Origin of the sequence: Cupriavidus sp. H18C2 (assembly GCF_049393795.1) — a bacterium.
In the GTDB taxonomy this organism is placed as follows: domain Bacteria; phylum Pseudomonadota; class Gammaproteobacteria; order Burkholderiales; family Burkholderiaceae; genus Cupriavidus; species Cupriavidus pauculus_C.
On the sequence record NZ_CP186011.1, the window covers coordinates 794,751 to 809,013 of the forward strand.

Consider the following 14,263-nt stretch of genomic DNA (forward strand, 5'->3'; position numbering starts at 1 on the left):
CTATCCCGACCATGACGCCACGTCCCCGTATCGCAATGGTGCTCGGCGACCCCGCCGGCATCGGCCCCGAACTGATTGCCCGGCTGCTGGCCGACCCCGTGGCCGCGCAGGCCCGCATCCTGCTGATCGCCGACCGCGAGGAATGGCGACGCGCCATGCAGGTGGCCGGCGTCTCGCTGACGCTGCCCGAAGTGGACCGGCCCGACTTCCAGGGCACCGAGCAGGGCCCGCGGCTCCATCACTGGGCGCTCGACGGCAACCCCGCCTATCCGCGCGGCGCCGCCAGTGCCGAGGGCGGCCGCTACTGCCTGGGCACGCTGCAGGTGGCGCTGAACCTGGCGCAGGCCGGCCAGGCCGACGCCATCCTGTTCGGCCCGCTCAACAAGAGTTCGATGCACGCGGCCGGCATGGGCCACAACGACGAGCTGCACTGGTTTGCCGAGCGGCTGGGCTACCGGGGCCCGTTCTGCGAGTTCAACGTGCTCGACGGGCTGTGGACGTCGCGCGTCACGTCGCACGTGGCCATCCGCGACGTGCCCGCGCTGATCACGCCGGAGCGCGTGCGCGACGCCATCGACCTGATCGACCACGCGCTGCGCCAGTCTGGCGTGGCCGCCCCGCGCATCGCCGTCTGCGGCCTGAACCCGCATAACGGCGACAACGGCGCCTTCGGCCGCGAGGAAATCGATGTGATCGGCCCGGCCGTGGCCGCCGCCCAGGCACGCGGCGTGGCCGCGCAGGGGCCCTTTCCGGCCGACACGATCTTCCTGAAGGTGCAGGGCGGGCCCGACGAACGCCAGTTCGACGCCATCGTCACGATGTACCACGACCAGGGCCAGATCGGCATCAAGCTGATGGGCTTCTCGCGCGGCGTGACCGTGCAGGGCGGCCTGCCCGTGCCAATCACCACGCCGGCGCACGGCACCGCGTTCGACATCGCGCAACAGGGCCGCGCCAACCCGGGCGCCACGCTGCAGGCGTTCCACCTGGCCTGCCAGATGGGCGCGCGCCGGCTGGCCGACGCCCGCGCCGCCTGACCCCGTCCCGCTCAAAGGAATCGACCATGAAGATCACCAACGTCCGCGCCCGCGTTTTCGAATGGAAGGGCAAGACCGTGCCGCCGCAGGCGCACTTCTGCACCAACGCCACCGACATCCTGTTCGACCGCGGCGACGCGATGGGGTCGTTCCGCTTTCACGGCTGGCTGGTGGTGGAGGTGGAAACCGACGACGGGCACGTCGGCATCGGCAACTGCGCGCTGGCGCCGCGCGTGGCCAAGCAGATCGTCGACCAGTACCTGGCGCCGATCGTGATCGGCCAGGACCCGTTCGACAACGAATACCTGTGGCAGAAGATGTACCGCCGCACCCACGCCTGGGGCCGCAAGGGCATCGGCATGGCCGCCATCTCGGCGGTGGACATCGCGCTGTGGGACCTCATGGGCAAGGCCACCGGCCGGCCCGTGTTCAAGCTGCTGGGCGGCCGCACCAAGGAAAAGATCTGGTGCTATGCGTCCAAGCTCTACAACAACGACGACCGCGACGCCTTCCTGGGCGAGGCGCAGCGCTACCTGGACCAGGGCTTCACGGCGATGAAGATGCGCTTCGGCTACGGCCCGCGCGACGGCGCCGCCGGCATGCAGAAGAACCTGGAACAGGTGCGGCTGCTGCGCGAGCTGGTGGGCGACGGCGTGGACATCATGCTGGAGTGCTACATGGGCTGGACACTCGAATATGCGCGCCGCATGGTGCCGCGGCTGGCCGAGTTCAACCCGCGCTGGCTGGAGGAGCCGGTCATCGCCGACGACATCGAGGGCTACGCCGAACTGAAGAAGATGAGCCCGTTCCCGATCTCGGGCGGCGAGCACGAGTTCACGTCGTACGGATTCAAGGACCTGCTGGAACGCCGCGCGGTGGACGTGATCCAGTACGACACCAACCGCGTGGGCGGCATCACCGCCGCGCAGAAGATCAACGCCATGGCCGAGGCGTGGTCGGTGCCCGTGATCCCCCACGCCGGCCAGATGCACAACTACCACCTGACGATGGCGTCCACGGCGTCGCCAATGGCCGAGTTCTTCCCCGTGCACGACGTGGAGGTCGGCAACGAACTGTTCTACTACATCTTCAACGGGGAACCGGCGCCCGACAACGGCTTCCTGCAACTGGACGACAACGTCCCGGGCCTGGGGCTGACGCTGAACAACACGTACCTGGACGCGTTCGAGATCGTGGAGTAACGGGCGAGGGGCTGGCTAGCGGTCGCCGTAGTGGTAGCGGCAGCTAACGATCGAGACGGCCGCGTCGTCGGCCTTGTAGACCAGCCGATTGGTATCGTCGATGCGGCGCGACCAGAAGCCGGTCAGGTTGCCCTTCAGCGGCTCCGGCTTGCCGATCCCCTCGAACGGGGACCGCCGCGCATCCTCGACAAGCTGGTTGATGCGCTTCAGGGTCTTGCGGTCCTGCCCCTGCCAAAACAGGTATTGCGCCCACGCATCCGCGGTGAACAGGATGTTGCGCGTCATTCGGTCGGGGTATCGGGGTCCAGAAGGGTGCGCGATTTGGCCTCGCCGGCGCGCAACTGTTCGAGCGAACGCGACAGATGGGCGGCGTTGGCGGGGGAATTGAGCAGGTAGATGGTTTCGGCCCAGCTATCGTACTGGGCCTGCGACATGATCACCGCGTTGGGCGCGTCGCGGCGCGTGATCAGAACCGCCTCGTGGTCATCGATGGCCTGGTCGATCACGCCCTTGAGGTTGTTGCGGGCATCCGAGAAGTGGACGGTGCGCATCATTCAACTCCGGTACTTGTCCAATTAACTGTACAAGTATAGCGGCTATGGCGCGCCGGTCAAACGGCGGCGCGTCGGCCCGTTCGCGGGGCCGACGCGTTTTGCATCAGGCCGACTGCACCCGATACCGTTCGAGCCAGTGCGCGTACGGCGCCGGCAGGACCCACGACGGACGCTCCAGGCCCAGCTTCATGGCAGTCTGGTACGGCCAGTGCGGGTTGGACAGCATCGCGCGGCCCACCATCACGAGGTCCATCTGGCCCGCTTCGACCACGCGATTGGCTACCACGGGGTCGTCGATGCCCCACGACGACGCCACCGGCAGGCCCGCCTCGCGGTGTACGCGTTCGGCAATCGGGGCCAGGAAGGCCGGGCCCCACGGGATCTGGGCGTCCGGCGTGGAAAAGCCCACGCTGACGTTGAGCATGTCCAGCCCGCCCTCGCGCATGGCGCGCACCAGTTCGATCGATTCGCGCAGCGTCTGCTCGTCGTTGCCGTCGTACTCGATGACGCCAAAGCGGGCGGTCAGCGGCAGGTTCTGCGGCCAGACTTCGCGCACGGCGGCCAGCGTTTCCAGCAGGAAGCGGCCCCGGCCGATGGCATCGTTGCCATAGGCGTCGGTGCGCGTGTTGGCATGGACCGAGAAGAAGCTCTGCGCCAGGTAGCCGTGCGCAAAGTGCAGTTCCAGCCACTGGAAGCCCGCGTCGCGGGCGCGCTTGGCGGCGGCCACGAAATCGGCCTGGATGCGCGCGATGTCTTCGGTCGTCATCGCCCTGGGTTCCTTGGGCAGATGGGCGCCAAACGGCTTGGCCGACGGCGAGATGGTCTGCCAGCCGCGCGGGTCGCCTTCGGGGATATGGTCGTCGCCTTCCCACGGGCGGTTGGCGCTGGCCTTGCGGCCGGCATGGGCGATCTGGATGCCGGGCACGGCGCCGCCGGCCTTGATCGCCTCGGCGATGCGGGCCATGCCGACGGCCTGTTCGTCATTCCACAGCCCCGTGCATCCCGGCGAGATCCGGCCCTCCGGCGACACCGCCGTGGCCTCGACGATGACCAGCCCCGCGCCGCCGCGCGCCAGTCCGGCGTAGTGCGACAGGTGCCAGTCGTTGGTGAAGCCGTCGATGGCGCTGTACTGGCACATCGGCGGCACCGCGATGCGGTTGCGCAGCGTGACTTCCTTGAGGGTAAACGGCGTGAAAAGTGCAGGCGTAGTCATGAAATTGTCGAGACGTGTTGCAATGCAGCGATAGTAGCGACGGGTCGCTATAATGAAAACCGTCTACGCCTTATCGCTTCAATAAGAGTTCATTATGCTTAACCCGCAATGGCTGCGTTCGTTCGCGATGCTGGCCCAATCCGGCAGCTTTACCGGTGCCGCCGACGAACTGGGCCTGACACAGGCCGCCGTCAGCCAGCACATCCGCCATCTGGAAGAGGCGCTGGGCCCGCTGCTGATCCGCCGCCCGCGCGCGCTGGAACTGACGCCGGCCGGCAAGGCGCTGCTGGAATACTGCAGCGACATGGAGGTGGCCAACGACCGTCTGCGCGCCCGCCTCAGCGCCAACGCCGAAAGCGGCGTGGTCGGGCTGATCACGCCGGGCAGCATCGGCCTGTTCCTCTATCCGCGCCTGCTGGACCTGCAGGCGCGCACGCCGGGGCTGATCATCCGGCACCGCTTCGCGCCCGATGCCGAAGTGCTGGAAGGCGTGCTGCAGAACCGCTTCGATGTCGGGCTGGTATCGCTGAAGCCGGACGAGCCGCGTCTGGCGGCAAGCCCGTTCAGCGAGGAGCCGCTGGAGCTGGTCTACCCGGCCAGCGAACAGGTTGACGGCTGGGAGGATCTGCAGCGCATTGGTTTCGTCGACCATCCCGACGGCAAGACCATGGCCAACCGGCTGCTGAGCCGGCATTACCCCGGCAATCCGGGCGTCCATACGCTGCCGTGCCGGGGCTTCAGCAACCAGGTCAGCCTGATGCTGGAACCGGTGGCGCGCGGCTTTGGCTTTACCGTGATCCCGCGCTACGCACGCGAGGCGTTTGTGCAGCCGGACCGCATCCGCGTGCTGGACTGCCAGGCGCCCGTGATCGACAAGCTGTGGCTGATCCACCGCTCCGAGTGGTCGCTGCCGCCGCGCGTGGCGCGGGTGGTGGACTACCTGCGCACCCAGGTCAAGGCGGCGGCCTGAGGCTGTGCCGATGGCAGGCACCGGCTGCAGGATTTGCCAAGACACGCCGCCCGCGTTGCGATAGGCTGCGCGGCAGATTCCACCCCTCCGGTCCGCTTTCCGCCAACCGCCCCCACCCCACCATGCCGCGCCCCCTGCCCGCCTGGCTGCCCGCCATGGCCTTCGTCCTGATCTGGTCCACCGGCTTCATCGTCGGCAAGGCCGTGGTGCCGGTGGCCGATACCAGCCTGTTCCTGCTGGCCCGCTTTGCGCTGGCGACGCTGATGTTCGCGGCGGTGGCGGCGGCCGGCCGTGCCGCGTGGCCGCCGCTGGCGCAGGTGCCGCGCCATCTGCTGGCCGGCGCGCTGATGCAGGGCATCTACCTGTGCGCCGGCTATGGCGCCGTGGCGCACGGCCTGTCGCCGTCGATCATGGCGCTGCTGGGCGCGCTGCAGCCGCTGCTGACCGCGCTGCTTGCGATACCGCTGCTCAAGGAGCAGCCGACGTCGCGCACCTGGCTCGGGCTGGCGCTGGGCGCGCTGGGCGTGGGTCTGGTAGTCTTGCCCGCGATGCAGGCCGGTGCGCCGCACGCCGTCTCGCCGTGGATCGTGCTGGTGGGCGTGCTGGCGATCATTTCGATCACGATGGGAACGCTGCTACAGAAAACCTCGATTGCCCGCGCGGATATCCGCGCCAGCTCGGCCTGGCAGAACGCCGGGGCGCTGCTGGTGGCCGCCGTCGTGGTGGCCGCGTCCGGCGGCATCGGCGGCCTGCGCTGGACGTCCGGCCTCACGCTGTGGGCCGCGCTGCTCTGGGCGGCCGTGGTGCTGTCCGGGCTGGGCACGTGGCTGCTGCTGGGCCTGGTACGGCGCGGACAGGCGGCCAACGCCGCCGCGCTGATGTTCCTGGCGCCGCCGCTGGCGGCCGTGCAGGCGGCGCTGCTGTTCGGCGACCGGCTGGGGCCGCTGCAGTGGTGCGGCATGGCCGTCGCCGGGGTCGGGGTCTGGCTGTGCCAGACACAGGGGAGGCAGCGCCATGCCGAAGCTCGTTGAGCATGCGTCTCCGCTGGTCGAGCCGCGCCGCTACCAGCGGCGGCCATTCGGCCATGCCCACGACTATCACCAGCTCCTGTTCGGCGTCGATGGCGAGACCGAGCTGGAGATCGACGGCCACGCGTACCGCGTCGACCGCACCCAGGGCCTCGTGATTCCCGCCGGGCATCACCACCTGTGCAGCGGCCTGCCCGACAACCTGCAGCTCGTGGCCGATTTCCCGTCCAGTTCGGTGGCGCTGCCGGCCCGGCTGATGGCCCGGCCGCGCATGTTCGCGATGGATGCCAGCTTTGCCGTGCAGGTGCGCCGGCTGGCGGCGGCGCCCGCTGGCAGCGGCATGGCCGCCCAGCACGCGTGGCAGCGCGCCGCCGCGCTGGCCGGCGGGCTGACGCGGATGCTCGGTCTCGATGACCGGCAGGGCGATGCCGCCGAGCGCTTTCCGGTGGCCGCCGTGGACCACTACCTGCGCGCCCACCTGGCCACGCCGCTGCGCGTCGACGCGCTGGCCGCGCGCATCGGCTGGGGTCCGCGCCGCTTCCACACGCTGTTCTGCGAAGCCTTTGGCGACACCCCGCACGGCTACCAGACACGGCTGCGGCTGGACCAGGCCGTGCAATGGCTGATGGCCGGCACGATGCCGCTGGCCGACATCGCGGCCGGCGTCGGCTATCCCGACCAGACCACCTTCACGCGCGCATTCGCGCGCCGCTTCGGCATGCCGCCAGCCGCCTGGCGCAGCGCCGCCCTGCCCGCCGCTGCCTGACTGCAGTTTTTACAAAGGCAAGTAAGCCGCACACGACCGGCGCGCGCCGCCCCACGGCGGCATGCGGCCGCCCGACCGGTACGAAACTTGCGCGGGCTACCGTTCGCCATGAGAAACGATGCCCCAGAATCCCTGCTGCGCCCGGGCCACAATTGCTGGCGCGTGGAGCCCAGCGCGCGCTTTGCGATGCTGGTGGACGCCGACGCCTACTTCCCCGCGCTGCGCGAGGCCCTGACGCGCGCCGAGCACAGCGTGTTCATCCTCGGATGGGACATCGACAGCCGCATGCGGCTGCTGCCCGACGCCCCCACCGACGGCCTGCCGGCCGAGCTGCGCGATTTCCTGAACGCGCTGTGCCGGCGCCGGCGCGGGCTGCGCATCTATGTGCTGAGCTGGGACTACGCGATGGTCTTCGCGCTGGAACGCGAATTCCTGCCGTCGGCCAAGGAGCACTGGCAGACGCACCGCCGCCTGTCTTTTTGCCTGGACGGCAACCACCCGTCGGGCGCCTCGCACCACCAGAAGGTCGTCGTGATCGACCACCGCGTGGCGTTCGTGGGCGGCCTCGACCTGACCATCCGCCGCTGGGACACCCACCACCACCTGCCCAACGACCCGCGCCGCGTGGACCCCGACGGCAAGCCCTACCCGCCATTCCATGACGTGCAGTGCGTGGTCGATGGCCCGGCCGCGCGGGCGCTGGGCGACATGGCCGCGGAACGCTGGCTGCGCGCCACCGGGCGCCGCCCCCGCGTGCCGGCGCCGGACGCCCCCGTGGGCACCGATCCGTGGCCCGGCCAGGTCATGCCCGACATCACCGACGTGCGCGTGGGCATCAGCCGCACCTATCCCGAACGGCCCGATTCGCCCGCCGTCAGCGAGATCCGCGCGCTGCACACCGACGCCATTGCCGCGGCGCGCGACAGCGTCTATCTCGAAAACCAGTACTTCAGCTCGGGGCTGATCGCCGACGCCTTCGAGGCAAGGCTGCGCGAGCCCGACGGGCCCGACATCGCGCTGGTATCGCGCCGCACCGAGAGCGGCTGGCTGGAAGAAGCGAGCATGGGCGTGCTGCGCGCGCGGCTCTATCGCGGCCTGCGCGAGGCGGACCCGGACGGCCGCTTCCAGCTCTATTGCCCGCACGTGCCGGACCTGGGCGATGCCTGCGTCAACGTGCACGCCAAGGTCATGGTGGTGGACGACCGCCTGCTGACCATCGGCTCCGCCAACCTCAGCAACCGCTCGTTCGGGCTCGATACCGAGTGCAACCTCGTCATCGAGTCGAACGGCGACGCCCGCATCGCGGCCGGCATTCGCGCCATGCGCGACCGCCTGCTGTGCGAGCACCTGGCCGTGACGCCCGAGGCGCTGGCGCAGGCGCTGGACACCCACGGCCGGCTGAACACCGCGCTGGCGGCGCTGTACCGGCCCGAGGGGCGCACGCTGCAGCCGTTCGTGCCGACCGTGCCCGAGAACATCGACGCCGCCCTGCCCGACGCGGGGCTGCTGGACCCGATGGAGCCGATCGACCCGGACGAGATCGTGTCCGAGTTCGTCGGCCAGGAAGGCCGGCCGCGCGTGGCCAACCGCGTGGTCATGCTGCTGGCGCTGGTGCTGTTCGTTGCCGGCGTGGTGTTCGCGTGGCGCTACACGCCGCTGCGCGAATGGACCGATTTTCGCCAGTTGCTGGCCACCGTCCAGCAGCTCGATGACCAGCCTTTTGCCCCGCTGGCGATGCTGGGCGCGTTCGTGGCCGGCGGGCTGGCGCTGTTCCCGGTGACCGTGCTGATCGTGGTCACGCTGGTGGTGTTCGGCCCGCTCTATGGCGCGGCCATCGCGCTGGGCGGCACGGTGCTGAGCACGGCCGCCACCTACACCGTGGGCCGCGTGATCGGCCGCAACGCCGTGCAGCGGTTTGGCGGCCGGCGACTGAACCGGCTGACGCAGCAGGTGGGCAAGCACGGGCTGCTGGCGATGGTGGTGCTGCGGCTGGTGCCGGTGGCGCCGTTCACGCTGGTCAACCTCGTGGTGGGGGCGTCGCGCATCCGGCTGCGGGATTGCCTGCTGGGCACGGCCATCGGCATGTCGCCGGGCATCATCGTGTCGGCGTCGCTGGTGGACCGCATTGCCGCCGTCGCGCGCGATCCCGGCGCGGCCAGCTTTGCATGGCTGGGCGTGGTGCTGCTGATTCCGCTGGGCCTGTGGTGGGTGCTGCGGCGCCGGCGCCAGCGGCGCGCGCAGGCGTCGGAGGCGGCCCTGCGCAGTGGCGCGGGCGCGGCGCGGTGCTGCCCGCCGCCGTCTGGCCAGGGGGCGCGATGAACGCACCGGATACCCGGCCCATGACCCATCACGCCACGCCGCACGGCGCGCTCCACGCGGAGATCGCCGTGGCGAGCTACAACATCCACGGGGGCGTCGGCACCGACGGCCACTTCGTGCCCAAGCGCATCTGCGAGGTGCTGCACGAACTGCGCGCCGACCTGATCGCGCTGCAGGAGGTGGAAACGCGCGGCACCGGCTTCGACATGCTGCGCTTCCTGTCCCAGCACACGGGGCTGCATGCCATACCGGGGCCCACGCTGGTGCGCGACGACGGCGACTACGGCAACGCGCTGCTGACGCGCTACCGGCCGCTGGCCGTGCGGCACATCGACCTCAGCGTCAGGGGCTGCGAGCCGCGCGGCGCCATCGACGCCCAGCTTGAATGCAATGCCATCGAGTCCGGCACGTTCGCGCTGCGCGTGATCGCCACGCACCTGGGACTGCGGCCCGGCGAGCGCCGCTGGCAGGTCAAGCGGCTGCTGACCGCACTGGCCGAGGCGCCCGAGCAGCCCACCATCCTGCTGGGCGACGTGAACGAGTGGTTCCTGTGGGGGCGCCCGCTGCGCTGGCTCCATGCTTACTTCGAGCGCACGCCGCACGTGTCGACGTTTCCGTCGCGCATGCCGTTCCTGGCGCTCGACCGCATCTGGACTTCGCCACGCGCGCACCTGGTGGCGGTGACCAGCCATCGCACGGCGCTGTCGCGCCTGGCGTCTGACCATCTGCCGCTGCTGGCGCGCATGCGGCTCACGTCGCGCTAGCCGCTGCATCGCAATATAGGCGGGCCTGCACGGCGGCCCGGCGCATGGCCTGCCTGCCTTGCCGCATGGCCGCAATACGGGTATTTCGCTAGGCCCCCGCGCTAGATTGGGGACATGGCGCTGCCTATACTGACTTGCGCAGCGTGCATGGTAACGAGCGTGGACGTGTGCTGCCGATAACAACGGGCAGGCGAAGGGTGGCCCCGGGAGGATGCCGCCGAAGGTCGAGTCGATACGGCCTGCCCATGAACAGGAAAAGTGGAGATGGGCATGCCCAGCGAACAGTTCCTTGCTACCCAGGAAACCCGCCGCTCGGGGCTGCGTGCCCTGCGGGCGGCATTGCTCCAGGTCCACAAGGAGGTCATCGGCTACGACCGGGGCCAGTACGAGAGACTGCATGGCCCGATTCCCGCCGGACAGTTTGTGCAGCTGGTGACCGAGGAATCGTTCTTCCGCTGGCTCGATCCGCTGTCGCGCCTGATCATCGAGATCGACGAGGAACTGGACGGCGACGAGCATCACGACGAAACCTGCCGCGCCGTGGCCGGCGCCACGCAGAAGCTGTTCAGCGAGCAGGGCGACGAACTGTTCCGCAAGCGCTACCAGGAAGCGCTGCAAGACGAGGCGTCGGTCACCGTGGCGCACGGCCGGCTGATGTCCGTCATCGGCCAGCTCCGCCAGCTACCGTAAGCCACCCAGGGCCGCGCTCAGCGGCCCCGTCCGCCTCCCCTGCCGCCGCCACGTCCGCCGTAGGCGCCGCCATAGCCCCCGCCGCCATAGCCGCCACCCCGGTAGCCCCCACCGCCGTGGTAACCCCCGCGATAGCCGCCGTGGTATCCCCCGTGATATCCGCCCCGATAGCCGCCGCGATAACCGCCGTAATACCCGCCCCGATAGCCGTAGTAGCCGCGATAGCCGCCGTAGTACCCGCGATAGCCGTAGTAGCCCCGGTAGCCGCAGCAGCCATAGCCTAGCCAGATGCTGGTGGAATACGGCCAGCCGCCGTAGCTGTAGGGATAGCCGTAGGGGTAGCCGCCGTAATACCCGCCGTAGTAGGCCGGATAACCGGTGTAGGTGGTGTAGGACGATCCCGTGCCGGTGTAGCTGGCATAGCCGGTGTAGCCGCTGCCGTAGTAGCTGGCGTAGCCCGTGTCGTAGCCGGGATAGGTCACGCAGCCGGACAGCATCAGGGCAAACCCGGCCAGGGCTCCGGCCAGCGTCTTGCGTTTGGCACCCATTCCCTTCTCCACTTGGGCAGGCCTGGCCGTCCTGCGTTGTCCGGCGTCCTGTCCCTTTGGATTCTATTGCTTATTCAGAGGCAGACAAGCTCGCCCGGCGCCGGGGCGCCTGCTACAGCGCCTGGCCCAGCGCGCCGCCAAACCGGTAGCGGCTGCCCGGGTGCCACAGCACCACCACCGACGCCACCGCGCCCTGCGAGAACGTGCGCCGGCGCAGCACCAGCGCCGGCTCCGTCTGCGCGATGGCCAGCATCTCGGCCACGTCGGCCGTGGGCAGCAGCGCCTCGATCTGGTACTCGGCCCGCTGCAGCGGCGCCACGCGCATCAGGTGCTCGTTCGGCGTGATGGCGCCAAAGTCGGCCTCCATGTAGTCCGGCGCCAGCGCAGGGTTGACCCAGCGGTCTTCCACCTGGATCGGCGCGTCGTTCTCGAAGTGGACGATGACCGAATGGAACAGCGTGCTGCGCTCCGCCACGCCGAACTGCGCGGCCAGGGCCCGCGTGGCGCGCTGCCGCTCCAGCCGGTACAGGCTGCTGCGGTGCCGGTGGCCGCGCGCGCGGATTTCCTCGGCAATCGAGCGGATCTCCACCACGGTGGCCTGGTAGCGCTGTTGCGCCACGAACGTGCCGGCGCCCTTGCGCCGCACCAGGATCTGCTCGGCCTCCAGTTCGTTCAGCGCGCGGTTCACGGTCATGCGCGACACCGCGAACGTCTCGGCCAGCCGCAGCTCGGGCGGGATGGCGTCGCCCTCGCGCCAGACCCCGGCGGCAATCTGGTCCTGCACGTAGTCCTTGATGCGCTGGAACGCCGGCGCGGGCGGGTTGCTGGGTCGGACGGTCGGGCGTGTCGGCATGCAGGCTCCCGGCTGCGGGTGGGTGGACGATCGAATCAGGCGACCGCGCGTGGGCCATGTCGGGGAAAAGCGCCGCGTGCCACGCATGGCCATGCACAGCGCCAGTGCCACGCGGCACCGCGCGCGTGCCGCCCCGCATCTTATGAGAAATCCGCTTTCCGATATGCGAAAAGTTGTCTATACAGTATCTGACGGCTTCCGTAAGATCAGTCTATACAAGTCGGCCGGCAGCACAAGGGCCGCACGGCGTCGCCGGGTCAACGATCGAAGTGCCATGACGGGGAGAATTGCGTGAACCGTTGCGTAAGAAGGCCGGCCATCGGATGGCGGCTGTGGATGGCCGTGCCGGCCGTGGTCTCCGTGCTCGCGGCGCTGCCGCGTCCCGCGTTGGCGCAGCCCGACGACTATCCGTCCCGCCCCGTGCGCGTGGTCGTGCCGTTCGCGGCCGGCGGCGTGGCCGATGCGCTGCCGCGGCTGATCGGGCAGAAGCTGTCGGAGCGCTGGGGCAAGCCCGTGGTGATCGACAACAAGCCCGGCGCGGCCGGCAACATCGGCATGGAAGCCGTGGCACGCGCCGCGCCCGATGGCTATACGCTGGGGCTGGCGCCGGCCGGCAACCTGACCGTCAACCCGATCCTGTTCCGCAAGCTCAGCTTCGAGACGCGCGACTTCGTACCCGTGACGATGCTGGCGGCCTCGCCCAACGTGCTGGTCGTCAATCCGTCGGTGCCGGCGCGCTCGCTCAAGGACCTCGTGGCCTACGCCCGCACGCACCCGGGCGAGCTGAACTTTGCCTCGCCCGGAAACGGCAGCGGCGCGCATCTGGCCGGCGAACTGCTGAACCTCGAAGCGGGCGTCAAGACCGTGCACGTGCCGTACAACGGCATGGCGCCGGCGCTCAACGACGTGCTGGCCGGCCAGGTGCAGATGATGTTCGGCGGCATCTCCACCGTGCTCCAGCACATCCGAACCGGCAAGCTGGTGCCGCTGGCCGTGGCCGGGCCGCGCCGGCTGCCGCAGTAGCCCAACGTGCCGACCGTCGCCGAATCGGGCTATCCGGGCTTCGACGTGACGTCGTGGTACGGGCTGGTGGCGCCCAAGGGCACGCCGGAGGCCGTGGTACGCAAGTGGCAGGCCGACGTGGCCACCGTGCTGCGCGACCCCGACGTGCGCCAGAAGCTAGATGGCCTGGGCCTGGAGCCGGTGGGCAACACCAGCCAGGCGTTCGGCGACACCATCGCCACCGAGACCACGAAATGGCGCGCGATCGTGCATCGCGCCAACATTCCCCCGCTGCAGTAAGGAGACGCCCCGTGAACCCGTTGTACCTGACCTACCTGAACGGCCCGGACGTGGCCGAGCTGGCGCTGACCGACGCCGAGATCCTGGCCGCCGTGGAAGCGGCACTGGCCGCCCAGGGCCGCGGCGAGACCGTGATCGAGCCGCGCGTGCACCTGGTGCCGGAATCGTCGGACAAGGGCCACTTCAACGTGCTGCGCGGCTTTATCAAGCCGCTGCACGTGGCCGGGGTGAAGGTGGTGTCCGACTATGTCGACAACTACCGGCACGGGCTGCCGTCCGAGATGGCGCTGCTGAACCTGTTCGACCCCGACAACGGCGTGCCGCTGGCCGTGATCGACGCCACGGCCATCACCGACATGCGCACCGGCGCCGTGACCGCGCTGGGCGCCAGGCATCTGGCGCGCCGGGGCAGCAAGGTGCTGGGGCACATCGGCGCGCGCGGCACGTCGTACTGGAACGTGCGGCTGCTCGACTCGCTGTTCGATTTCGACGAGATCCGCGTCCATTCCCGCCGGCCCGAGAGCCGCGACGCGTTTGCCGCGCGGCTCGCGCGCGACCTGGGCAAGCCCGTGACCGTGACCGAGGACTGGGAATCGTGCGTGCGCGGCGCCGATATCGTGGTAGAGGCGTCGCGGCTGCCCAAGCCGCAGCCAATGCTGCTGACCGAGTGGATCCAGCCCGGCGCGCTGGTGATTCCGTACGGCACGATGAGCGCCGTGGAGCTGTCGCTGACCGACATCATGAGCAAGATGGTGGTGGACGACTGGGGCCAGTGCCGCAAGGGCCTGCCGTTCGGCGCGCTGCGCCAGCACGTGGACAGCGGTCGGCTGAACGAGGAAAACCTGCACGCCGAGCTGGGCCAGATCGTGGCCGGGCTGAAGCCGGGGCGCGAGCGCGACGACGAGACGATCCTGTTCTGGCACCGCGGGCTTTCCACCACCGACATCGCGCTGGGCCACGCCATGCTGACCAAGGCGCGCGCCAAGGGCCTGGGCCAGACGCTGCGCTTTGCCTGAG

General features: G+C 69.7%; 14 protein-coding genes and 1 pseudogene. 10 read left to right on the forward strand and 5 right to left on the reverse strand.

Annotated features, from left to right (window positions below; genetic code table 11):
* Positions 1 to 11: 11 nt before the first annotated feature.
* On the forward strand, positions 12 to 1,037 hold the full coding sequence (locus EPAKOI_RS20110; RefSeq protein WP_423194436.1) for a 4-hydroxythreonine-4-phosphate dehydrogenase PdxA: 1,026 nt from the start codon (positions 12 to 14) through the stop codon (positions 1,035 to 1,037).
* Between the two features lie 26 nt (positions 1,038 to 1,063).
* Positions 1,064 to 2,239 (forward strand): L-rhamnonate dehydratase, encoded by a 1,176-nt coding sequence (locus tag EPAKOI_RS20115; RefSeq protein WP_423194437.1) that lies wholly within the window; start codon positions 1,064 to 1,066, stop codon positions 2,237 to 2,239.
* A 15-nt stretch (positions 2,240 to 2,254) separates the two neighbouring features.
* Here the strand turns inward: EPAKOI_RS20115 and EPAKOI_RS20120 are convergent, their stop codons facing one another.
* The 3 genes from EPAKOI_RS20120 to EPAKOI_RS20130 all read right to left on the reverse strand — a co-directional run bounded on the left by EPAKOI_RS20120 (position 2,255) and on the right by EPAKOI_RS20130 (position 4,006).
* The gene (locus EPAKOI_RS20120; RefSeq protein ID WP_423194438.1) at positions 2,255 to 2,524 is read right to left on the reverse strand and encodes a Txe/YoeB family addiction module toxin; all 270 of its coding nucleotides are present in this window, start codon (positions 2,522 to 2,524) and stop codon (positions 2,255 to 2,257) included.
* The gene (locus EPAKOI_RS20125; RefSeq protein ID WP_313836385.1) at positions 2,521 to 2,790 is read right to left on the reverse strand and encodes a type II toxin-antitoxin system prevent-host-death family antitoxin; all 270 of its coding nucleotides are present in this window, start codon (positions 2,788 to 2,790) and stop codon (positions 2,521 to 2,523) included. The genes EPAKOI_RS20120 and EPAKOI_RS20125 overlap by 4 nt, the downstream gene beginning before the upstream one ends.
* Positions 2,791 to 2,896: 106 nt before the next feature.
* Positions 2,897 to 4,006, reverse strand: a complete 1,110-nt coding sequence (locus tag EPAKOI_RS20130; protein ID WP_423194439.1) for an NADH:flavin oxidoreductase/NADH oxidase — start codon at positions 4,004 to 4,006, stop codon at positions 2,897 to 2,899.
* Positions 4,007 to 4,100: 94 nt separating this feature from the next.
* On the opposite strand from EPAKOI_RS20130, the gene EPAKOI_RS20135 reads away from it, so the two are divergent.
* From EPAKOI_RS20135 to EPAKOI_RS20160, 6 genes are all read left to right on the forward strand, one after another.
* Entirely contained in the window at positions 4,101 to 4,976 is an 876-nt protein-coding gene (locus tag EPAKOI_RS20135; protein ID WP_124686527.1) for a LysR family transcriptional regulator, read from the forward strand.
* Between the two features lie 122 nt (positions 4,977 to 5,098).
* Positions 5,099 to 6,007: a DMT family transporter gene (locus tag EPAKOI_RS20140; RefSeq protein WP_423194440.1), complete on the forward strand. Its 909-nt coding sequence runs from the start codon at positions 5,099 to 5,101 to the stop codon at positions 6,005 to 6,007.
* On the forward strand, positions 5,991 to 6,770 hold the full coding sequence (locus tag EPAKOI_RS20145; protein WP_423194441.1) for a helix-turn-helix domain-containing protein: 780 nt from the start codon (positions 5,991 to 5,993) through the stop codon (positions 6,768 to 6,770). Before EPAKOI_RS20140 ends, EPAKOI_RS20145 begins: the two co-directional genes overlap by 17 nt.
* Positions 6,771 to 6,878: 108 nt before the next feature.
* On the forward strand, positions 6,879 to 9,089 hold the full coding sequence (locus EPAKOI_RS20150) for a VTT domain-containing protein (RefSeq protein ID WP_423194442.1): 2,211 nt from the start codon (positions 6,879 to 6,881) through the stop codon (positions 9,087 to 9,089).
* Between the two features lie 20 nt (positions 9,090 to 9,109).
* Positions 9,110 to 9,853, forward strand: a complete 744-nt coding sequence (locus EPAKOI_RS20155) for an endonuclease/exonuclease/phosphatase family protein (RefSeq protein WP_253700226.1) — start codon at positions 9,110 to 9,112, stop codon at positions 9,851 to 9,853.
* 264 nt (positions 9,854 to 10,117) lie between these two features.
* Positions 10,118 to 10,543 (forward strand): hypothetical protein, encoded by a 426-nt coding sequence (locus tag EPAKOI_RS20160; protein WP_124686522.1) that lies wholly within the window; start codon positions 10,118 to 10,120, stop codon positions 10,541 to 10,543.
* 17 nt (positions 10,544 to 10,560) lie between these two features.
* Here EPAKOI_RS20160 and EPAKOI_RS20165 read toward each other — a convergent pair whose 3' ends face one another.
* A complete protein-coding gene (locus EPAKOI_RS20165; protein ID WP_423194443.1) occupies positions 10,561 to 11,091 on the reverse strand; it encodes a hypothetical protein in 531 nt (176 codons plus the stop codon).
* A gap of 112 nt (positions 11,092 to 11,203) precedes the next feature.
* Positions 11,204 to 11,944, reverse strand: a complete 741-nt coding sequence (gene hutC / locus EPAKOI_RS20170; protein ID WP_313836187.1) for a histidine utilization repressor — start codon at positions 11,942 to 11,944, stop codon at positions 11,204 to 11,206.
* A gap of 336 nt (positions 11,945 to 12,280) precedes the next feature.
* Between hutC and EPAKOI_RS20175 the strand changes: the two are divergent.
* Together EPAKOI_RS20175 and EPAKOI_RS20180 are read left to right on the forward strand one after the other, a co-directional pair.
* A pseudogene (locus EPAKOI_RS20175) lies at positions 12,281 to 13,246 on the forward strand (Bug family tripartite tricarboxylate transporter substrate binding protein).
* Positions 13,247 to 13,257: 11 nt separating this feature from the next.
* The gene (locus EPAKOI_RS20180; protein WP_313836184.1) at positions 13,258 to 14,262 is read left to right on the forward strand and encodes an ornithine cyclodeaminase family protein; all 1,005 of its coding nucleotides are present in this window, start codon (positions 13,258 to 13,260) and stop codon (positions 14,260 to 14,262) included.
* Position 14,263 lies beyond the last annotated feature (1 nt).